The sequence below is a fragment of the Sphingomonas sp. LT1P40 genome (genome assembly GCF_036663835.1).
In the GTDB taxonomy this organism is placed as follows: Bacteria; Pseudomonadota; Alphaproteobacteria; order Sphingomonadales; family Sphingomonadaceae; genus Sphingomonas.
Genome location: NZ_JAXOJT010000001.1, coordinates 118,516 through 138,495, shown reverse-complemented (window position 1 = coordinate 138,495; position 19,980 = coordinate 118,516). Strand labels below are relative to the sequence as shown.

The 19,980-nt window shown below is 63.4% G+C and carries 27 protein-coding genes; 19 read left to right on the top strand and 8 right to left on the bottom strand.

Annotation, left to right across the window (positions count from 1 at the left end; translation table 11 throughout):
- Window positions 1–71: 71 nt before the first annotated feature.
- A complete protein-coding gene (locus tag U1702_RS00690; protein WP_332721321.1) occupies window positions 72–854 on the bottom strand; it encodes a F0F1 ATP synthase subunit A in 783 nt (260 codons plus the stop codon).
- Window positions 855–902: 48 nt separating this feature from the next.
- Entirely contained in the window at window positions 903–1,220 is a 318-nt protein-coding gene (locus U1702_RS00685; RefSeq protein WP_332721320.1) for an AtpZ/AtpI family protein, read from the bottom strand.
- Window positions 1,221–1,380: 160 nt separating this feature from the next.
- Between U1702_RS00685 and radC the strand changes: the two genes are divergently transcribed.
- On the top strand, window positions 1,381–2,061 hold the full coding sequence (gene radC / locus U1702_RS00680; protein WP_332721319.1) for a RadC family protein: 681 nt from the start codon (window positions 1,381–1,383) through the stop codon (window positions 2,059–2,061).
- 2 nt (window positions 2,062–2,063) lie between these two features.
- The gene (locus tag U1702_RS00675; RefSeq protein ID WP_332721318.1) at window positions 2,064–2,465 is read left to right on the top strand and encodes a hypothetical protein; all 402 of its coding nucleotides are present in this window, start codon (window positions 2,064–2,066) and stop codon (window positions 2,463–2,465) included.
- Between the two features lie 76 nt (window positions 2,466–2,541).
- Here the strand turns inward: U1702_RS00675 and U1702_RS00670 are convergent, their stop codons facing one another.
- Entirely contained in the window at window positions 2,542–3,120 is a 579-nt protein-coding gene (locus tag U1702_RS00670; RefSeq protein WP_332721317.1) for a CREC-EF hand family protein, read from the bottom strand.
- A gap of 264 nt (window positions 3,121–3,384) precedes the next feature.
- Here U1702_RS00670 and purB point away from each other — a divergent pair, with 264 nt between their 5' ends.
- From purB to U1702_RS00655, 3 genes are read left to right on the top strand one after another with little or no spacing between them, the layout of a single operon-like run.
- On the top strand, window positions 3,385–4,698 hold the full coding sequence (gene purB, locus U1702_RS00665) for an adenylosuccinate lyase (RefSeq protein ID WP_332721316.1): 1,314 nt from the start codon (window positions 3,385–3,387) through the stop codon (window positions 4,696–4,698).
- 51 nt (window positions 4,699–4,749) lie between these two features.
- Window positions 4,750–5,331, top strand: a complete 582-nt coding sequence (locus U1702_RS00660) for a hypothetical protein (protein WP_332721315.1) — start codon at window positions 4,750–4,752, stop codon at window positions 5,329–5,331.
- Window positions 5,332–5,350: 19 nt separating this feature from the next.
- Window positions 5,351–5,974, top strand: a complete 624-nt coding sequence (locus tag U1702_RS00655; RefSeq protein ID WP_332721314.1) for a DUF4126 domain-containing protein — start codon at window positions 5,351–5,353, stop codon at window positions 5,972–5,974.
- An 84-nt stretch (window positions 5,975–6,058) separates the two neighbouring features.
- Here U1702_RS00655 and U1702_RS00650 read toward each other — a convergent pair whose 3' ends face one another.
- Window positions 6,059–6,784 (bottom strand): dienelactone hydrolase family protein, encoded by a 726-nt coding sequence (locus U1702_RS00650; RefSeq protein ID WP_332721313.1) that lies wholly within the window; start codon window positions 6,782–6,784, stop codon window positions 6,059–6,061.
- A 70-nt stretch (window positions 6,785–6,854) separates the two neighbouring features.
- Between U1702_RS00650 and gpmA the strand changes: the two genes are divergently transcribed.
- Window positions 6,855–7,541, top strand: coding sequence for a 2,3-diphosphoglycerate-dependent phosphoglycerate mutase (gene gpmA / locus U1702_RS00645; protein WP_332721312.1), 687 nt, complete (start codon window positions 6,855–6,857; stop codon window positions 7,539–7,541).
- 98 nt (window positions 7,542–7,639) lie between these two features.
- Here gpmA and U1702_RS00640 read toward each other — a convergent pair whose 3' ends face one another.
- Window positions 7,640–8,065 carry an OsmC family protein gene (locus U1702_RS00640; RefSeq protein WP_332721311.1) on the bottom strand — a complete coding sequence of 142 codons (426 nt, stop codon included), beginning with the start codon at window positions 8,063–8,065 and terminating at the stop codon, window positions 7,640–7,642.
- Between the two features lie 120 nt (window positions 8,066–8,185).
- Between U1702_RS00640 and U1702_RS00635 the strand changes: the two genes are divergently transcribed.
- From U1702_RS00635 to U1702_RS00620, 4 genes are all read left to right on the top strand, one after another.
- Window positions 8,186–9,283 (top strand): sensor histidine kinase, encoded by a 1,098-nt coding sequence (locus U1702_RS00635; RefSeq protein WP_332721310.1) that lies wholly within the window; start codon window positions 8,186–8,188, stop codon window positions 9,281–9,283.
- A gap of 104 nt (window positions 9,284–9,387) precedes the next feature.
- Window positions 9,388–10,188, top strand: a complete 801-nt coding sequence (locus U1702_RS00630) for a LytR/AlgR family response regulator transcription factor (RefSeq protein WP_332721309.1) — start codon at window positions 9,388–9,390, stop codon at window positions 10,186–10,188.
- 71 nt (window positions 10,189–10,259) lie between these two features.
- The gene (locus tag U1702_RS00625) at window positions 10,260–11,018 is read left to right on the top strand and encodes an isocitrate lyase/PEP mutase family protein (RefSeq protein WP_332721308.1); all 759 of its coding nucleotides are present in this window, start codon (window positions 10,260–10,262) and stop codon (window positions 11,016–11,018) included.
- A 52-nt stretch (window positions 11,019–11,070) separates the two neighbouring features.
- Window positions 11,071–11,904, top strand: a complete 834-nt coding sequence (locus U1702_RS00620) for an alpha/beta hydrolase (RefSeq protein ID WP_332721307.1) — start codon at window positions 11,071–11,073, stop codon at window positions 11,902–11,904.
- 1 nt (window position 11,905) lies between these two features.
- On the opposite strand, the gene U1702_RS00615 is transcribed toward U1702_RS00620, so the two are convergent.
- A complete protein-coding gene (locus U1702_RS00615; RefSeq protein ID WP_332721306.1) occupies window positions 11,906–12,181 on the bottom strand; it encodes a DUF3297 family protein in 276 nt (91 codons plus the stop codon).
- Between the two features lie 67 nt (window positions 12,182–12,248).
- Window positions 12,249–12,608, bottom strand: coding sequence for a hypothetical protein (locus U1702_RS00610; RefSeq protein ID WP_332721305.1), 360 nt, complete (start codon window positions 12,606–12,608; stop codon window positions 12,249–12,251).
- A gap of 159 nt (window positions 12,609–12,767) precedes the next feature.
- On the opposite strand from U1702_RS00610, the gene U1702_RS00605 reads away from it, so the two are divergent.
- Window positions 12,768–13,169 carry an EVE domain-containing protein gene (locus U1702_RS00605; RefSeq protein ID WP_332721304.1) on the top strand — a complete coding sequence of 134 codons (402 nt, stop codon included), beginning with the start codon at window positions 12,768–12,770 and terminating at the stop codon, window positions 13,167–13,169.
- Here the strand turns inward: U1702_RS00605 and U1702_RS00600 are convergent.
- Complete coding sequence (locus tag U1702_RS00600) at window positions 13,123–14,463, bottom strand: tetratricopeptide repeat protein (protein WP_332721303.1); 1,341 nt, start codon at window positions 14,461–14,463, stop codon at window positions 13,123–13,125. The two genes, U1702_RS00605 and U1702_RS00600, sit on opposite strands and share 47 nt — an antisense overlap.
- Before the next feature lie 138 nt (window positions 14,464–14,601).
- On the opposite strand from U1702_RS00600, the gene ybgC reads away from it, so the two are divergent.
- The 8 genes from ybgC to U1702_RS00560 all read left to right on the top strand — a co-directional run bounded on the left by ybgC (window position 14,602) and on the right by U1702_RS00560 (window position 19,931).
- Window positions 14,602–15,057: a tol-pal system-associated acyl-CoA thioesterase gene (gene ybgC, locus U1702_RS00595; protein ID WP_332721302.1), complete on the top strand. Its 456-nt coding sequence runs from the start codon at window positions 14,602–14,604 to the stop codon at window positions 15,055–15,057.
- Window positions 15,058–15,064: 7 nt separating this feature from the next.
- Window positions 15,065–15,781 carry a protein TolQ gene (gene tolQ / locus U1702_RS00590; protein WP_332721301.1) on the top strand — a complete coding sequence of 239 codons (717 nt, stop codon included), beginning with the start codon at window positions 15,065–15,067 and terminating at the stop codon, window positions 15,779–15,781.
- Window positions 15,781–16,215 (top strand): protein TolR, encoded by a 435-nt coding sequence (gene tolR / locus U1702_RS00585; RefSeq protein WP_332721300.1) that lies wholly within the window; start codon window positions 15,781–15,783, stop codon window positions 16,213–16,215. The genes tolQ and tolR overlap by 1 nt, the downstream gene beginning before the upstream one ends.
- Complete coding sequence (tolA, locus tag U1702_RS00580) at window positions 16,215–17,072, top strand: cell envelope integrity protein TolA (protein WP_332721299.1); 858 nt, start codon at window positions 16,215–16,217, stop codon at window positions 17,070–17,072. The genes tolR and tolA overlap by 1 nt, the downstream gene beginning before the upstream one ends.
- Window positions 17,069–18,433, top strand: a complete 1,365-nt coding sequence (gene tolB / locus U1702_RS00575) for a Tol-Pal system beta propeller repeat protein TolB (RefSeq protein WP_332721298.1) — start codon at window positions 17,069–17,071, stop codon at window positions 18,431–18,433. The genes tolA and tolB overlap by 4 nt, the downstream gene beginning before the upstream one ends.
- A gap of 87 nt (window positions 18,434–18,520) precedes the next feature.
- Window positions 18,521–19,033 carry a peptidoglycan-associated lipoprotein Pal gene (gene pal / locus U1702_RS00570; protein ID WP_332721297.1) on the top strand — a complete coding sequence of 171 codons (513 nt, stop codon included), beginning with the start codon at window positions 18,521–18,523 and terminating at the stop codon, window positions 19,031–19,033.
- A gap of 118 nt (window positions 19,034–19,151) precedes the next feature.
- Window positions 19,152–19,553, top strand: coding sequence for a hypothetical protein (locus U1702_RS00565; RefSeq protein ID WP_332721296.1), 402 nt, complete (start codon window positions 19,152–19,154; stop codon window positions 19,551–19,553).
- Between the two features lie 78 nt (window positions 19,554–19,631).
- A complete protein-coding gene (locus U1702_RS00560) occupies window positions 19,632–19,931 on the top strand; it encodes a hypothetical protein (RefSeq protein ID WP_332721295.1) in 300 nt (99 codons plus the stop codon).
- The last annotated feature ends 49 nt before the right edge of the window (window positions 19,932–19,980 follow it).

Below are 19,980 nucleotides of genomic sequence, written 5' to 3'. Positions count from 1 at the left end.
ACGGTCGGTTCCATTTCAAAACTCCTGCTTCAGATATCGTTGGTGGTTGGGTTGGTCGGTAAATGGGAAACTCAGTGCAGATGCTCGGCGTCGTGGATGTACAGCGACGTGAGCAGTGCAAAGACATAGGCCTGAATACCGGCGACCAGCACTTCGAGTGCGGACACGCCGATCATCAGCGCGAAGCTGGGAATGCCGACCACGCCGCCCCATACGGGGCTGGCGTTCGCGGCGTTGATGACGAAACCGGCCAGCACCTTCAAAAGGATATGCCCGGCGATCATCGCAACGAACAGTCGCAGACCCAGCGAAAACGGGCGAAACAGGAACGAGACCAGCTCGATCGGGAAGATGATGAGCACCATCGGCAGCGGCGTTCCCGCCGGCACGAACAGGCTGAAGAACTTGAACCCGTGCTTCCAGAAACCGACGATCAGCACGATCGAGAAGGACAGGATCGCCAGCACGCCGGTGACGGTGAAATGGCTGGTGAAGGTAAACGGGTGCAGCCCGAACAGGCCAATCGGCAGCAGGCCGAGCAAATTGGCGAACAGGATGAACATGAACAGCGAGAAGATATAGGGCAGGTATTTGCGCCCGCCCTTGCCGATATTCTCGTCCACCAGCTTGGCGATGAAGCCCGTGAAATTCTCGACCAGCATCTGCCAGCGGCCGGGGACGACCGCCTGCTTCATCCCACCGGCCATGAACACCCAAAGCACCGCGACGGTCAGCAGCATCCACACCGCCGAATTCGTCAGTGCGATCGGCTGGCCCAAAATCTCCCACGGGCCACCAACAACCTGCACCTCGAACTGGTGCATCGGGTCGATCTTGCCAGATTCCTCAGCCACGCTTGCGTCCCACTTTAACCGACTAGAATTAACCGAAGCGCCCGAAAATCACTTCGAGCGCTGGTTTGAAATCCTGATGATATTCCTGAACGCCGATGCGATTCCGAGGAACAGCATCCCGAGCAGGAACCACGGGGAAGTGCCGAGAAAATGATCGAGCGTCCACCCGACCACGGCGCCACCCACCAAACCACCGACCAGCTGGGTCAGAACGCGGCTGCCGAGGCGGTAATCCGCATCGCCCTTGTCGCGCCCCTCACCCCTGCGGATCGCCTCTTCGGATTTCGCCTGCGCCAGCCGCTCGTTGAGCGAGGTGATGCGGGCATCCTCCTTGAGGGGGTCCAGTCCGGGCTCGTTCTCGGCCATTTCGTCTCTCCAGCGCCTGTGACGCCCGGCGAAACGCATGTGCCGAGCGGCGAGCCCGCCAAGGCACGCGCGCTTTAGAAAGGGGGTGTCCCCGAGTCAACCGCAGCGCAACATTGCTGCGCCCTTCCCTGTCGCGGAACACCGGGTTAGGTTTGGGGCCATGGGGGAAGCCGACACCGACAATAGTGGCCACCGCGCCCGCCTGCGCCAGCGGTTGCTGAGCGATGGCGAGGGGCTGCTCGATCATGAGCTGATCGAATATGTGCTCGCGCTGGCCATTCCCCGCCGGGATACCAAGCCACTGGCGAAGGCGTTGTTGCGCGAGTTTGGCGGGCTGGGCGGCCTGCTGACCGCCGATGGCGAAGCGATCGCGCGGGTCGGCGGGATGGGCGAAACCTCAGTTGCAGCAATCAAAATTGTCCACACCGCAGCGCTGCGCCTTTTGCGGGGGGAAGTCGCCGCGCGGCCCTTGCTGGCAAACTGGCAGGCGTTGCTCGACTATCTGCGTGCCGACATGGCGCATCACGCGATCGAGCGGGTGCGCGTGCTCCATCTGAACAGTCGCAACATGCTGATCCGCGACGAATTGATGCAGGAGGGGTCGGTGGACGAGGCGCCGGTCTATGTCCGAGAGGTTATCCGCCGCGCAATCGACCTGGGGTCTGCCGCAATCATTCTGGTCCACAACCACCCCAGCGGCGACCCTAGCCCGAGCCGCGCCGACATCGAACTGACGCGCAACATTGTCGAGGCGGGCAAACGACTGGGCATCGGCGTGCACGACCACATCATCATGGGGTCCGAAGGCCATTCCAGCCTGCGCGCGATGGGGTTGATGTGACGATGGCGAAAGGCAACCAGGGGGCGACATCGTTCGTGACCAAGGCTCGATTCGAGCTGTTGCTGGCTGTAGCCGCACTTTTCGAGACGCTTCACCTGATCGGATTGTTCGACCGGCGTGTAGACGTGGATGGGAAGATGCTCGCCGCCGTCTTTACGTTTGGCGTGCCGTGGATCGTATTGCTGCTAGGCATTGCCGTTACACGGGCAGGCAGCAAAGCCGCCAAATGGACCCTCATCATTCTTATCCTGTTCGCTGTTTTCAGCGCGGTTTCGATCGGCATCGAACGTTGGAATGAGCCAGTAATCCTGCTTGGCGCAATTGCAGGAATTGTTCAGGTCGTTGCCGTGACGATGTTGTTGACGCCGGTGGGCAGAAGCTGGACTCGCGCTTCAGCAAACTGAACAAGAGAACGGCCGCCGGACCGAGGTCCGACGGCCGCTGAGGCAGGAGATGCGGTCCCTGCCTCGGAGGGCCTCGTTAGGAAGCGGCAGCGGGGGCAAGGAAGCCCTTAAGCTCGTCCTTGTTAATGCCGTTCGACTTGTCCTTGTCGGCAGCGGCCCAGGCGCGGGTAATCCACTCCTTGTCGGCAGCCGACTGACCGGTAAAGGCCGGTTCGCTCGCCGAACGCAGCGCCACCATCCATGCACCGAACTCTTCCGCCTTCAGATTGCCGTCGGCATCCTTGTCGTAAGTCGGGAAGCCGGAATCGACGACCTGAGCGATCTGAGCCGCATTGGCCGGTTGCTGACCTGCGGGCGCAGGCTGCTGCGCGGTCTGCGCTGGCTGCTCGGCGGGAGCCGGGGTCTGCTCGGCGGTCTGCGCCGGCTGTTCAGCCGGGGGTGCGGCAGGTTCAGCCGGAGCCGGTGCAGTCTGCGCCGTGCTGTCGACTGCGGTTTCATCGGCGGGCGCCGGAGCGTCGGCAGGCGCAGTCGGCTCAGCGGCCGGTGGCACGGTCTGTTCCTGTGCCGGAGGCGTTGTTTCCTGTGGTGCCGCCTCCTGCGCAAGTGCAGGGGCCGAAATCATCACAGCGCTGGCAAGTAGAATGCTCTTCAACATGATATGTCTCCTAAGTTATTCTATCCGTTGTTCTTGCATTAACAGATAGGATAGCTCGATTGATCTGCAACCATATAACACGTTGCATATTTATCACGTTCCATTATAAAATTACGCACTCGTTCAACTTGTCGGCAACTTAACTCGACTCGTCGCAATGACGTGCTGAATCCGCGACGAACCGTTTAGAAAAGATTCCAAGCACGGCGGTTTGCCGGGGATGAATGGCTTTGCTAGGGGGCGGCTCCGCACGAAAGGCTTGCCATGGTCCCCCGCTATTCCCGCCCCGCCATGACCGCGATCTGGTCGCCCGAAACCCGTTTCGGCATCTGGTTCGAGATCGAGGCGCATGCGACGCAGGCGCTGGCCGATCTGGGCGTGGTCCCGCAATCCGCCGCAAAGGCGCTGTGGGACTGGTGGGCGACCAAGCCGGTGATCGACGTCGCCGCAATCGACGCGATCGAGGCGGTGACCAAGCATGACGTGATCGCGTTCCTGACCTGGGTCGCGGAGCAAGTCGGCGATGAAGCGCGCTTCATGCATCAGGGGATGACGTCGAGCGACGTGCTCGACACTTGTTTGTCGGTGCAGCTGGTGCGCGCGTCCGATATATTGCTTGACGATCTCGATCAGTTGCTGGCGGTGCTGAAGCGGCGCGCGTTCGAGCACAAGCTCACCCCGACGATCGGCCGCAGCCACGGGATCCACGCCGAACCGGTGACGTTCGGCCTGAAAATGGCGGAGGCCTATGCCGAGTTCAAACGCAACAGGGCGCGGCTGATCGCGGCGCGCGACGACATCGCCACCTGCGCGATTTCCGGCGCGGTTGGCACGTTCGCCAATATCGACCCGCGCGTGGAGGCGCACGTCGCGGCGAAGCTGGGTCTGGCGATCGAGCCAGTTTCGACTCAAGTGATTCCGCGGGATCGCCATGCGATGTTCTTCGCCACGCTGGGGGTTGTCGCCAGCTCGATCGAGCGGCTCGCGGTCGAAGTGCGGCACCTCCAGCGTACCGAAGTGCTGGAAGCGGAGGAGTATTTCTCGCCGGGGCAAAAGGGCTCGTCGGCGATGCCGCACAAGCGCAATCCGGTGCTGACCGAGAACCTCACCGGCCTCGCCCGCATGGTTCGCGCGGCGACAATCCCGGCGATGGAGAATGTCGCTTTGTGGCACGAGCGCGACATCAGCCATTCGTCGGTCGAACGCTATATCGGCCCCGACGCGACGATCACGCTCGACTTTGCGCTCGCGCGGCTGACCGGGGTGATGGACAAACTGCTGGTTTATCCGGTGCGGATGCAGAAGAATCTGGATCGCATGGGCGGGCTGGTCCATTCACAGCGCGTGTTGCTGGCGCTGACGCAGGCCGGGGTGAGCCGCGAGGATAGCTACGCCCAAGTCCAGCGCAACGCGATGAAGGTGTGGGAGAGCGATGGCGAGCTGTCGCTGCTCGAATTGCTCAAGGCCGATCCTGAGGTCACCGCAGCGCTGTCGGAGGCCGAAATCGAGGACAAGTTCGACCTCGGCTATCATTTCAAGCAGGTCGACACCATTTTCGCCAGAGTTTTCGCCGATTGACGTAGCGCCCGGTTGGTGTGACGCTTCGGTAACACAACAGGAGACCGGGCCGTGGCCAAAGATAAGAAGAGCAAGTCGGCGAAATCGGACAAGAAGAATGACGGGATCAAGATCCCCAAGGAAGTCCGCAAGCAGGTCGAAAAGTTCGTCGAACTGGCGAAGCATCCGATGGTTTCGGACATCGTCGCCGCCGGGCTGGTCGCGCTGGCCTCCAGCATGCGCAAGGGCGATGCCAAGGCCGACGTCGCGCCCAAGCCCTCCGATGCGGCCGGTAATCTGAGCAAGAGTGCAACCATCCTGGCGACCGCGCTCGCAGCCAAGGCAGCGCAGACGGTATCGAGCCGGTTGTTCGACAGTCCCGCACCGCCGCCTGCACCGTCAACGCCCGCCGCCGCGCCGAAACCGGCGGCGCGCAAGCCGGCTGCACGGAAACCCGCCGCGACGAAGTCAGCTGCTGCCAAGCCTGCTGCGACGAAGCTGGCGGCCGCCGCAAAGCCCAAGGCACCCGCGAAAGCGGCTGTGGTCAAGGCGCCTGCGGTAAAGGCGGCGGCCAAGCCGAAAGCACCGGTCAAGCCACGCGCAACGACGCGCAAGCCCGCCGCCCGCAAACCCGCCGCCAAGCCCGTCAGCTGACCGGCGGGCGGGCCGCCGCGTGAACGCCGTCGAGATCATCGGCCTCGCCGCCAGCGTCAGCCTGCTGGCGGGCTGGCGGCTTTACCTGTGCGTGTTAGCGGTCGGACTGGCGATGTACACCGGCTGGGTCGAGTTGCCGGCGCAACTGAAGGCGCTCGACGTGCTCGCCAATCCGTGGCTGATCGGCATCGCCGGGGCAGGCGCGGTGATCGAGTTCGTCGCGGACAAGGTGATGTGGGTCGATTCGGCATGGGACGCCGTCCACACGCTGATCCGCCCGGTCGGCGGCGCGCTGCTTGCGCTCGCCATCGTCGATCCGTCGGACCCGGCATGGCAGGTCGCCGCGCTGCTACTGGGCGGTGGCGGGGCGCTGCTCACGCACGGGGCCAAGGCCAGCGGGCGAGCGGTGGTCAATGCCAGTCCGGAGCCGTTCAGCAACGCGGTTGTGTCGACCGGTGAGGATATCCTGACCGGCGGGCTGTTGTTCCTCGCCCTCGCCAACCCGGTCGCGGCGGTGGTGATCGCGGTGCTGATCCTCGCCGCGACGATCGCGGCGCTGGTGTTGCTGCGGCGGGTGTTGCGACGGCTACTGAGGCGAGAGCCAGCCAAGACAGCCCAACCCCCTCAGTCATCCCGGGCGTGACCCGGAACCCAGCTTCTGACGACGGCGAAGAAGCTCGGTCCCGGGTCAAGCCAGGGATGACGATAAGGGCAGACCGAATTCGGGCTAGGCGAACAATTCCGCCAGAAAATCGGTCATCGCCCGCCAGCTGCGCCGATCGGCATTGGCGTCATAGCCGAAGCCGGGCCGCGTGCCCGCCTTAACACCGGGATCGGTGAACGCATGTCCCGCATGGCCGTAACCGTGCAGCTGCCAGTCCGCGCCCGCCACCGTCAGTTCCGCCGCCAACGCCGTCACTGACTCCGGCGGCGCGAGCGGATCGTCCCAGCCGTGACAGACCAGCAGTTTGGCCGCGATCGGTTTTGCATAGACATAATCGGGCGCATCGAAGATGCCGTGGAATGCGACCACGCCCAGCACGTCGCCGCCGGCCCGTGCGAGGTCGATCACCGACTTGCCGCCAAAGCAATAGCCCGTCGCCGCAGTTCGCGCCGCATCGACCTGTGGCAAGGCATGCAGCGCCGCGACGCTCGCCAACAACCGGTCGCGCAGCAACGCGCGGTCGGCGTTCAGCGCGTTCATATAGACCGCCGGATCGGGCGACTCGCGGGTCGTTCGCTTGCCCTGCCCATAGGTATCGGCGACGAAGCCGACATAGCCCAGCGCCGCAATCCGCTCCGCGATGACGTTGTCGGCCTCCTTCTGGCCCAGCACATTGGGGACGATCATCACGCCCGGACGTGGCGCATCCCAGTCGCTGTCCGCCGCCACGACACCCTCGAACGGGCCGCCCGGCCCGTCATAGACGATGGTTTGCCTTTCGATCGCCATGGCCATCCTTCCGTTGCCCTGTCGTCTGCATCCGCTAAGGACGCGGGCAATAATCCGCAAGGAGACGCGCATGCCCAATCTCGTCCTGATCCGCCACGGCCAGTCCGCCTGGAATCTGGAAAACCGCTTCACCGGCTGGTGGGATGTCGACCTGACCGAGCAGGGCGTGCGCGAGGCGGTCGCGGCGGGCGTGCTGATGAAGGAAAAGGGTCTGGATTTCGACCTGACCTTCACCAGTTTTCAGAGCCGCGCGATCAAGACGCTAAACCTGTCGCTGGAGGCGATGGGGCGGCTGTGGCTGCCGACCGAGAAATCGTGGAAGCTGAACGAGCGCCATTATGGTGGCCTGACCGGGCTGGACAAGGCTGAGACCGCCGCATTGCACGGCGACGATCAGGTCAAGATCTGGCGTCGCAGCTTCGACATCCCGCCGCCCTTGCCAGAGGAAGGGTCGCCCTGGGATCTGGCGGCGGATTTGCGGTATAAGGGCATCCCGATCCCGCAGACCGAGAGCCTGAAGGACACGATCGCGCGCGTCCTGCCCTATTGGGAAGAGCGCATCGCGCCTGAACTGAAGGCCGGCAAGCGGGTGCTGATTGCGGCGCACGGCAATTCGCTGCGCGCGCTGGTCAAGCATCTGTCGGGCATTTCGGACGATGAGATTGCGTCGCTGGAAATTCCGACGGGGCAGCCGATCGTTTATGAACTGGACGGGGGGTTGAAGGCAGTGGATCGGTATTATTTGAGCGAGCGGTAAGGGCCGTCACCCTCACCCTTTCGGCGCTTCGCGCCTCCCTCCCTATCCCACCGGGAGAGGGAAGAGCGCCGAAGGCGCGAAGGGTGAGGGCGCTCAAATCACGCCAGCGTATAGTCCAGCGTCACCTCAGCCTTCAGCAGCTTCGACACCGGGCAGTTCTTCTTCGCGCCCTCGGCCAGCTCGGCGAACACCGCCGCGTCGATCGTCGGCACGCTGGCAGTCAGGGTCAGGTCCGACCGCGTGATCGTGAAGCCGTCGCCATCCTTTTCCAGCTTCACTGCGGCCTTGGTCTCCAGCGTACCTTCGCTGAACCCGCCCTTGGCCAGCGCGAAGCTTAGCGCCATCGTGAAGCACCCGGCATGGGCGGCGGCGATCAGCTCCTCCGGGTTCGTACCCGGCTCGTCCTCGAAGCGCGTGTTGAAGCCATAGAATTGGTCGGTCAGCACGCCGGACTGGGTGGTGATCGCGCCCTTCCCTTCCTTGCCGAAGCCGGAATAGCGGGCGGTGGCGGTGCGGGTGGTCATGCGAAATCTCCTTGGGGGAGGCGGACAAGCAATGTGAACGGGTCTGCAACGATATCATCGCGCCGTCGTTCCCCATTCTTGCCCTTCGCCCTCCCCGACCTGTAGAGCACCCCCCGGAGCATGAAGAACCCCGCCGTCCTTTCCCGTCCGTTCTTTGAACAGAAGACACGCGCCTTCTGGATGTTGCAGGGTGCCGGCTGGGGTGGATATCTGTTGCTTCGCGCGGTCTCCAATTTCTCGAACCGCACGTTCAGCTTTGAAGACTTGATCCGCGTTCTGATCGAATCGATCGTCGGTTATTGCCTGACGCTGCTGCTGTCGGCGCTGTACGGCAGTTACCGGCGGCTGCCGCGGATCACCGGCATCCTCGCAACCGTGGCGACGCTGGCCGCCGCGACGCTCGTCTATGCGATGCTGAATGCGTTCACCGTCTCGGTCATGCGCGCCGATCCGGGGATCGAACTGCCGCTCATCCTGGGCAGTCTGTTCCTCAACTTCACCGTGTTGGCGGGCTGGTCGGCGCTGTATTTCGGAATCAATTTCTATCTGATCGTGGAAGATCAGATCGATCGGATGCAGTTGCTGGAGAATCAGGCATCGTCGGCGCAGCTGGCGATGTTGCGCTATCAGCTCAACCCGCACTTCCTGTTCAACACGCTCAACTCGATTTCGACGCTGGTGCTGCTCAAACAGACCGATCGCGCAAATGCGATGCTGGCGCGGCTTGCCAATTTCCTGCGCTACACGCTTGCCAACGAACCCACCGCGCACGTCACGCTGGCGCAGGAAGTGGAAACGCTAAAACTGTATCTGGAGATCGAGAAGATGCGGTTCGAGGAACGGTTGAAGCCGGTGTTCGATATCGACCCGCGTACGGCCAAGGCCCGCCTGCCCTCGCTGCTGCTGCAGCCGCTCGTCGAAAACGCGATCAAATATGCCGTCACGCCCCAGGAAGAGGGTGCCGAAATCGCCATCGCTGCTCGACTCAACGGCGATCGGGTGCAGATCACCGTGTCCGACACCGGCCCGGGATTGATCGAGGGCAAGAACCGTCCAAGCCTTTCAACCGGGGTTGGGCTCACCAATATACGGGAGCGGCTGGCGCAGGCATTCGGGCCTGACCACCGCTTTGAAACCCGAACGGACCCCGGACGCGGTTTCCGCGTTGAGATCGAGATACCGTTCCAGATCGAGGAACAAGCGAAGGAAGCCGCCTGATCGTAACCGGACCGTAACGTTCTGCGTTGGACATTAAAGGCAGGGGATTGTTGGCACCGCGTCGGGGGCATCGACGCAGCGCCGGATGAGAGTAAGAAAGAACCATGACGATCCGTACCATCCTGGTCGATGACGAACCGCTGGCCATTCAGGGCCTCGAACTGCGGCTTCAGGCGCATGAAGACGTCGAGATCATCGACAAATGCCAAAACGGCCGCGAGGCGATCCGAGCGATCAAGACGCACAAGCCCGATCTGGTCTTTCTCGACATTCAGATGCCCGGTTTCGACGGCTTTTCGGTCGTTCAGGGTCTGATGGAAGTCGAGCCGCCGCTGTTCGTGTTCGTCACTGCCTATTCGGACCATGCGATCCGTGCGTTCGAGGCGAACGCAATGGATTATCTGATGAAGCCGGTGGACGAGGCGCGCCTGGCCGACACGCTGGAGCGCGTGCGCCAGCGGCTGACCGAAAAGCGCGGTGTCGAGGAAGTCGAGAAGCTGAAGGAAGTGTTGGCCGAGGTCGCACCGGACGCCGCCGAGGAACTGGCCGCTGCCGATGGCGAGGTTTCCGCCAACCGCTACGAGAAGCTCATCAACATCAAGGATCGCGGCCAGATTTTCCGCGTCGATGTCGACACGATCGAGATCGTCGAGGCGGCCGGCGATTATATGTGCATCAAGACCGCCGACAACACGCTGGTGCTGCGCGAGACGATGAAGGATCTGGAAAAGCGGCTCGATCCGCGCCGGTTTCAGCGCGTTCACCGCTCGACCATCGTCAACCTCGATCAGGTGAAGCAGGTCAAGCCGCACACCAATGGCGAATGCTTCCTGGTGCTCGATTCGGGTTCGCAGGTGAAGGTCAGCCGGTCGTATCGCGACGTGGTGGCGCGCTTCGTTCATTGATCGCAAGAATCGGGATTGTTCCGCTTTCGTTCCTAACCTAGAAAGGTTGGGAACGAGAAAGGACCACGACGATGACTGCAAGATTCGACCGTTTCGCCGCGCTGCACGTCAGCGGCGATCCGATGATCCTGTTCAACATCTGGGACGCCGGATCGGCAAAGGTCGCGGCGCAGGCCGGGGCGAGGGCGATTGCCACCGGCAGTGCCTCGGTCGCGGTGGCGAACGGTTTTTTGGACGCCGAAGAGCTTCCGATCGATCTCGCGCTGGCCAATGCCGAACGCATCGTGCGTGCCGTCGATCTGCCGGTGACCATCGATTTCGAGGGTGGCTATGCGGTCGATCCGGAAGCGGTCGGGCGCAACGTCGCGCGACTGGCTGCAACCGGTGCGATCGGCTGCAATTTCGAGGATCAGGTGATCGGCGGCAGCGGGATTCACGATGTCGCGGTTCAGGCTGCGCGCATCGCAGCGATCCGGGCCGCGACCGGCCCCGCTTTCTTCATCAACGCGCGCACCGACATTTTCCTCCAAGCCAAAGCGGACACGCATGACGAAGCCAAGGTCGATGCCGCGATCGAACGCGCGCATGCCTATGCGGCGGCCGGTGCCAACGGCTTTTTCGTCCCCGGCCTGGCCGATCTCGATCTGTTGAAGCGAGTCTGCTGGGAATCGCCGCTGCCGGTGAACTTCATGGCCTTTCCCGGTGCACCGGATTCCGCGTCGGTGGCGAAGGCGGGTGTGGCGCGTATCAGCCATGGGCCGTTCCCGCATCGGCTGGCAATGAAGGCGTTCGAGGATGCGGCGCGAGCAACGTTGGGCGGCGAGGCCTGACCCCTCGCGCCGTCGCCACGTTTGCGGTACGACGACGGCAGGGGTGGGCCGAATGTCACGCATCACGATCCTTGCCGCTTGCGCGTTCGTGGCGAGTGGCTGCACGCCGGTTCCTAATGTACCGGCCGCACCGACACTGGCGTATCTCCCCGCACTGAGCGGCGACTATTTCTCGCAGCCGTCGCGCACGACGGGGCGCACTTACCATATCTATGTCCGGCTGCCGCAGGACTATGCCGCCGATCCGGCGCGGCGCTACCCGGTCGTCTATCTGCTCGACGGCGACTCGCTGTTCCCGATCCTCGGCGCGACGCACCTGTTCCTGACGCTCGACGACAAGCTCCCCGAGGCGATCGTCGTCGGCATCGCCTATGGCGGCTTCGGACCCGTCAACAAACGCGGCATCGACTATCGTGAACGCAGCACGAGCGAGGCGCCCGGCGAGGCGGGTGCCGCGGCGTTTCTGAGCTTCCTCAAGGGCGAACTGATCCCTGCGGTCGAAACGCGTTATCGGGCCGATCCTGCCCGCCGCATCCTGTTCGGGCAGTCGCTCGGCGGACGATTCGCCATCCATTCGGCCTTTGTCGAACCGGACATGTTCTGGGGCCGAATCGCCAGCAACCCCGCGCTGACGCTCACCTATTCCTATGAAGGCGAACCGGCGCGTGCCGTGCGATCCGACCTTGCCCTGATCGTCACCAGCGGCACGAACGACAGGCCGGAGCTGCGCACCGGTACCAGCGCATGGATCGAACGCTGGAAACCACGGCGCGATCTGCCGTGGCGGCTGCACGCCGTGTCGATCGCGGGCGGCACGCATGCCGCGAACAGCACCGACGCCTATCGCGCCGGTATGCGGCTGTTGTTCAAGCCGCCCGAACGATAGTCTATTCCGTCGCGCCCTCGCCCGCATCCTCACCCGGCGCAGGACTCTCAAACCACGCCTCGACCGGCCCGCTTAGCTTGATCGTCAGCGGATTGCCCTTGCGGTCCATCGTCTTGCCGACCTGAACGCGAATCCAGTTTTCGGACACGCAATATTCCTCGACGTCGCGGCGCTGGACGTCCTTGAACTTGATGCCGATGCCGCGCTGAAGCAGCGTCGGGTCGTGATACGGGCTCTTCGGATTGACCGAGAGCCGGTCGGGGGGAGTGTCGCTCATCAGCGCCCCCTAAACAAAAGCGGCGCGGGAATAAACCCGCGCCGCCTGTTTGTATCGTCGGACCGGATTAACGGCAGTAACGTACCTTCACGCGACGGCCCAGATACGGGTCATAGACCCGACGGACCGAGCAGCCGCGAAACCCGCGACGCTCGTAATCGCGATAATAGCTGCTCTGCGGCGAATAATAGCCGCGCTGACGGTAATAACGCCGGTCGTCATAGTAACGTCGGTCGTCGTAACCGCGATCACGGCTCGATCCTGCGATGGCCGCACCGATCGCGATGCCGGCGATCCCGGCAACAATGGCGGTGCCGGTATTGTCGCGGTCGCGATGACGATAACGCTGCGCTTCCGCCGGAGCGGCAACGGTGAGCGCGGTGGCGCCGAGCGTCAGGCCAAGCACCGCTTTGGTGATGATCTTCATGACTTCCTCCTCGTGCATCTGCACAAACTGACGTCAGAACGCATAAACGACGTCGTGGATGCAAATTGCCCGAGTCGTCCTGAACGCGTCCGGAATCGCATGTTCACTTGCGGTTTAGGCAAGGGTTGGCGCAGGAGAGCCGAAAAGGAGAAGCTTTTCATGAACCTGTGGCTGATGAAGTCCGAACCCGACGTGTTCGGCTGGGACGATCTGGTCCGCGACGGCACGACCGAATGGGACGGCGTCCGCAACCACACGGCGGCGGGTAATCTGCGCGCGATGAAGGTCGGCGATCGGGCGTTTTTCTATCACAGCAATATCGGGCTTGAGATCGTCGGCATCATGGAAGTGACACGCGAGGCCAAGCCCGACGGCGACGGCAAGCATTGGGTTTCGGTCGAGCTGAAGCCGGTCGAGAAGCTGCCCAACCCGGTGACGCTGAAGGCGGTCAAGGCGGAACCAAAACTGGCGGAGATGGAGCTGACCAAATATTCGCGACTGTCGGTGGGCAAGGTCAGCGAGGCGGAGTGGAAGCAGGTGCTGAAGATGGCGAAGGGGTAACGGCCCCACCGCTCGACAGATCCCATGCCGCGCGCACATGGTTCGTGAAAACCGGTCGATATTGGCGGATTTCGGCTTGAGCGGCTTGGCTGAAACCGGTGAACGACCGCATCCGTGACAAAGCACCCGCTGCGGCCCGTCGATAAAGTGTTCGGACTTCGGGACGCCCGCCGCCATGCCGCTGCAACTGGACGGCGAGTTCCCAATATCCTCTTATCCGATCTGGATGGGACGCCAGCAGCGCACCCTCGTAAATCGCCAGTGCCTTGCGCTGCATCGCTTCCCCTTGCGCGGAATCGCCTTGGTCGATCAGGACGAGCGCGAAATTGCTATATGCGATTGCGATATCGGGATGCCCGGCCGGCAGTGCTGCCTCGCGTATCGCCAATGCCTGACGATATGATTTTGCCGCGTCCGCGTACCGACCTAGTTTATGCAGGTTGAGGGCCAGATTGTTGAGCGTTCTGGCGATCGAAGGGTGGCCGGGGGCGAGATTCGATCCGTACATGGCAAGCGTGCGGCGAAACAATATCTCCGCCTCTGCATGGCGGCCCAGCGCGTCCAGGCACGACGCCATATTTTCGGTAACGACCGCGATGAACAAATGGGTCGGCGGTAACGACGCTTCGCTGATCGTCAGCGCCCGGCGTAAGAATGGCTCCGCTTCCGCGTAACGCCCTTCCGCAGCCAGATTGGATGCCAAATTGCTGTAGCTGCTGGCAAGGTCTGGATGCATCGCGGGCAGCGAAGCCTCACGCATCATCAGCGCCCGACGATAGAGCGGCTCCGCCTCCGTATATCTAGCCTGTGTCCGCAGGTTCTCAGCCAGATTGTTAGAGCTCGCCGCGATATCTTCATGTCCAGCCGGGAGCGCTTTCTCACGGATAGCCAGTGCCTGACGATAAAGCACTTCCGCGTCGGCATAACGCGCCTGTGCGTTCAGAATGGCAGCCAGTACGTTCGCGCTTGTCGCCACGTCTGGATGGCCAACGTTGAGGGTGCGCTCAGCAAGCGCCAGCGCCTGTCGCGCATAGCGCTCGCCTGCCCGCATATCACCCGCCAACAACTCCATGTTAGCAACGCCAAGCAACAGGTCGAGGCATTGATCACCCACCAGTCGCATCGCTTCGCATTTCTCTAATTCAAGGCGGAATGATTTGAGCGCAGCGGCATAGTCACCGCGATTGAAGGCAGCCATTCCGAAGTCCGAATAGGGCCATCGCTCTGCGGCCTGCGCCGACAAAGGCAGCATCGCCAGCATCCATAAGGCAAAAGCGAGGCGAATCAGCTGCATCGACAATCATGTTACCGATGCGACCCGGTCTGTCCCCTGACAATTCCCGTCATCGCGCACTGCACTCATCCCGCCGCAGCACCCCCTCACCGCCCCTGACCGTTGCCAACCGAATCCCCCCGCCGCTATGGCGCACGGGTGGCCGCTGAAATCGACCAACCCATCGCCGGCCGCTTCGACGGTATCGAGCATCGCTTCCCGGTACGTGTCTATTTTGAGGACACCGACCTGTCCGGCGTGGTCTATCACGCCAATTATCTGCGGTTCATGGAACGCGCGCGTTCCGATATGCTGCGCTGTGCCGGGGTCGATCAGCGTGCGGTGTTCGAGGCGGGTGAGGGCGTCTATGCGATCCGCGATCTCGCGATCCGCTATCACGCCCCCGCCCGGCTCGACGATGCGCTGGTGGTGGTCAGTCGGCTGGTGCGTTTGCGTGCAGCGTCGGTCGATATTCATCAACGAGTCATGCGCGGCGGGGAATTGCTGACCGAAGCCACGGTCGAGGCCGCGTTCGTCACGCCATCCGGGCGTCCGAAGCGGCAACCGGCCGAGTGGGTCGAAGCGTTCGTGCCGCTGATATATAAAGGGACTTAAGCGACACATGGACTGGTTCATGAATACCGACGCCGCGACGATGTCGCCATTTGGCCTGTTCCTTCAGGCCGACTGGGTGGTGAAGGCAGTGATGCTCGGCCTGTTGCTTGCCAGCATCTGGACTTGGGGCATCATCTTCAGCCTGTGGGGGCGGATCGGCAAGGTGCGCAAGGCGACCGACCGGTTCGAGCGCGATTACCGCAAGAGCGACGATATCGATGCCTTCCACCGCCTGCACGGCGACGAGGATCATCCGGTCGCGCGCGTGTTTGCAGCGGGCGTCACCGAATGGCGGCGCTCGACCGGCGGCAAATCGCTGGACCGGGAGGGCACGCGCGAGCGGCTGGCGACCACCATGGGCGCGGCGGTCGCGCTGGAGATCGACAGGCTGTCGGAACGGCTCAACATCCTCGCCACGGTCGGGTCGGTCGCGCCGTTCGTCGGGCTGTTCGGCACCGTATGGGGCATCATGCGCAGCTTCACCGCGATCGCCAGCGAGCAGAATACCTCGCTCGCCGTGGTCGCGCCGGGGATTGCCGAGGCGCTGTTCGCCACTGCCATCGGGCTGTTTGCCGCCATTCCGGCGGTGATCGCCTATAACCGTTTCAGCCACCGCATGAACATGATCGAGGCACGGCTCAACCGCTTCGCCGACGGCTTTCACGCGACCCTCAGCCGCCAGCTCGACGGCGGTCCGGCCCAGCACAGCGGATCGCTGCTGTAATGGGCGCGCAACTTCCCTCCGCCCGCAGCAAGGGCCGTCGCGCCCCGATGGCGGACATCAACGTCACGCCATTGGTCGACGTGATGCTGGTGCTGCTCATCATCTTCATGGTCACCGCCCCGCTGTTGACGGCGGGCGTCCCGGTGAATTTGCCGGAGAGCAAGGCCAAGGCGTTGGACCAGGACAAGGAGCCGGTGCAGATCTCGATCGATCAGAACGGCGGTATCTTCCTCGACAACACCGAAGTGACCGAAGCCGGCCTCGGGCCGTTGCTTGAGGAAATCGCGGCCAAGGGTGGCGAGGAAAAGCCGCAAGTGTATCTGCGCGCCGACATGCGGCTTGAATATGGCAAGGTCATGCGCGTGATGGGCGAACTCAACCGGGTCGGGCTGAACAAGGTATCGCTGGTCACCACCCCGGTGGACGGCGACTGATGGCACTGGCGATCGACCGCAGGGAATCCGCCGGACTGGGGCTGGCCGTCATCGGCCACGTCATCCTGTTCGGCGTGCTCTCGGTCGGTTTCCTGGCGACCCCGAATCCGCTGAAGCTCGAACCCATCCCGATCGAAATCTCGCTGACCGATGAGGTTGGATTGAAGAGCGAAGCGCCGGTCATCAACCGCGAGGCCCCCGCCGAGCGGCTTGCGGAAGTTCCTGGCCCGGTCGAACCCGACACGCCGCCACCTGCGCCGATCCCCGATCCGCAGCCGATCGCGCGGCCCGATCCGACACCGCCCAAGGCGGCCCCCGCGCCCGCGCCGAGACCGCAGCCCAAGGCCGAACCGAAAAAGGCCGCGACCCCGCCCCGCGCGGAGCCAAAGGCAGCGACCAAGACGGCAAGCCAGCCCAGAGCGCAACCGAAGGCCGCGACCAAATCCGCGCGCCCCACCGGTCGCTTGACCGGCATCGTCGATGGCCTGACCGACCAGCCGAGCAAGGGCAAGGCGACGACACCGCAGGCGAGCCAGATCGGTGCTGCAGTGAAATCGTCGTTGCAAGCGGAGGTCATTCGCCAACTCCGCCCGCACTGGCGTTCGCCAACCGGCGCCGATGTCGAATTACTCCGCACCACGGTCGAGATTCGCCTGAAACCGGACGGATCGCTCGCCGCGCCCCCGCGCGTGATCGGCCAGACCGGCGTCAATGCCAGCAATCGCGCTCAGGCTGAACTGCACAAGGAGCGCGCGCTCAACGCCGCCCGCCTTGCCGCCCCGTTCAACTTGCCCGCAGAATATTACGAAGCCTGGAAAATCCTCAAACCTAATTTCGACAGGAATCTCAGCCGATGAAGCCCGTATTCTCGCTCGTCGCCCTCCTGATCGCCACACCGGTGGTCGCGCAGCAGGTGACTCCGCCGCCGGTCGCGGCAGCGCCGCAGCAGGAAGAGGAAGGGCTGAGCGTCGATGTCACCGACACCGCGTCGGCCGACCTCACCATCCTGATCCCCCCCATGCCCGCCGCGCAGGTCACCCAGACCGCCGCGGGCAGCACCGATGCGCTGGGTCGCCAGATTTCCGACGTGATCGCCGCCGATCTGCGCAATTCGGGCCTGTTCAAGCCGCTTGGCCCCACCGGCGTGCGCGCGATCCCTTTCTCGGAGGCGAGTGCGCCTGACTTCGCTTACTGGCGCGGGGCGAGTGCTCAGGCGCTGGTGCAGGGGTTCGTCCGCGCCAATGGCGACGGCAACCTCACCGTCGGCTGCTATCTTTATGACATCGCGCTCGGCACCGAACTGGCGCGGCAGGGGTTCGTCGTGCGCCCCGCCGAATGGCGCCGCGCCGCGCATAAATGCGCCGACACCGTTTATACCCGCCTGTCGGGCGAGGGTGCCTATTTCGACAGCCGCGTCGTCTATGTCAGTGAAACCGGGCCGAAGGGTCGCCGCATCAAGCGGCTGGCGATCATGGATCAGGACGGCGCGAACCACCGTTTTCTGACCAACGGCCAGTCGATCGTGCTGACTCCGCGTCTGTCGCCGGACGAACGCAAGATCGCCTATATGAGCTACCAGAACGACAAGCCGTCGCTGTACGTCTATGACCTGTCGAACGGCACGCAACGGCTGCTGGTCACCAATGTCAGCCTGGCCTTTGCGCCGCGCTTCTCGCCCGACGGGCGCTGGATCGTGTTCACCCAGTCCACCGCGGGCAATGCCGATATCTTCCGCATTTCCTCGACCGGCGGCGCGGCACAGCGGCTGACCAGCGGCCCCGGCATCGACACCGGCGGCAGCTATTCGCCCGATGGCAGCCGCATCGTGTTCGAGAGCGACCGTTCGGGCACGCAGCAGCTTTACGTGATGAATGCCGACGGATCGAACCAGCAGCGCATCTCCTTTGGCAGCGGCCGCTATGCGACGCCGTCATGGAGCCCGCGCGGCGATCTGATCGCCTTTACCCGCATCGGCGGCGGCTTTCGCATCGGGGTGATGAACCCCGGCGGCGGTGGCGAGAAATTGCTGACCGAAAGCTGGGGCGACGAAGGCCCGACCTGGTCGCCCAATGGCCGCGTGCTGATGTTCTATCGCGGATCACAGGGTAGCTCGGGCAAGGCCGATGTGTGGTCGGTCGACCTGACCGGCACCAATGCGCGGCGGATTCCGACTCCGTTGGATGGATCCGATCCCGCATGGGGACCGTTACGCCCCTGAACGGGGTTGACGTGACCCGGAACGCACCCGCACCTTGCTTGTTACGCAGGGGTATCGAAATCTGAAGACGCCTAGGGAGACAAACCAATGGCCAAGCTGAAAACCGCTCTGATTATCGCAACGATGGCCATCGCCGTCGCTGGCTGTCAGAAAAAGCGCCCCGACACCTTGCCGCCCGGCCCCGGTCCGGTCGATCCTGGCCCCGGACCCGGTCCGGATGGAAACGGCCCTGCCCGTCCCGGCACGCCCGAGCATTTCAAGCAGAATGTTACGAGCGACACGATCAACTTCGGCTTCGATCAGTATGATATCGACGCCCAGGCGCGCCAGATCCTCGACAGTCAGGCGCAGTGGCTGACGCAATACTCCAACACGCGGATCACGCTGGAGGGACATGCCGACGAACGCGGCACGCGCGAATACAATCTCGCTTTGGGGGACCGCCGCGCCAATGCCGCGAAAAACTATCTGGCGGCACGCGGCGTTTCGCCCGCGCGCATCACCACGATCAGCTACGGCAAGGAACGCCCGCTGGCACTTGGCTCCGACGAGGGCAGCTGGGCACAGAATCGTCGTGCGGTGACGATCGTGCTGAACTGATGGCGTCCTGAACCGATCGATTTATCGATGAATCGGGGGCGTGGTCGTGCGGCTGCGCCCCTTTTTCGTGTCCGGTTTGTGGCCCTTTGCAACCTGCGACCTATCTAGGTTTGCAGTAATGCGTGTCCTGCCCCTCCCTCTCGCCTCGCTTCGCGCGCTGTGGCTGGCAACGCTTGGGCTGTTGCTCGCATTTCATGCAACCGTCTCGACGCCGACTGCCACTGCTTTTTCGCAGGACGAGTGGCGCGTCGCAAAGGTCACCGCCGCCGCCCGGCTTGCGGTGCAATTCCGCGAATCCGGCCAGACCGTTCAGGTCGCCCGCGCCAGTGCGCTCTCGTTCAAGGCGCATGATGGCAGCGGCGACGGCAATCCGCATTTGCCGGGCAAGGCATTCGCCTTCGGGGCGACAGCGCTCGCAATCAGCGCCAGCGATGGCCTCCACGCGACCGCGTTCCCCCATTCAAATATCCGCGACGCGTATAGCGCGCGCGCACCCCCGGTCGGTCTACACGCAGCATAACTGCTGCTGGTTTCACCCTAATTCAGACCATCGCGCCGCTCCGGCGGCGAAGGTGCGTGCGCGCGCCTGGAGACCATCATGACCGAAACCATCACCGAAACCAGTCTGCGAACCCATGTCGCGGCCCTGCTCGATCGCTATCCCAACCTGGAACCCCGCGAGACCAGTGAATTGCTCGATTTCCTGAAATTCGGTCCTGCCGTCGATCGCGGGATGCTGAAGGGCGATCCCGCGACGGCTCCCGTCATCCAGCGCGTACTGGCCGATCATGCCGAGCATTTCCGTGTGGGGCTGGGCAAACATCTGGGAATCGCGCTGGCGATCACCCTGCCCTTCCTGGTGCTATGCTGGCTGATGTGGGACAGCGGCGCGAGATAACGTCGCGCCAGATTCCACTTGCCTCCCCGTTAAATCGATATAACAGTGA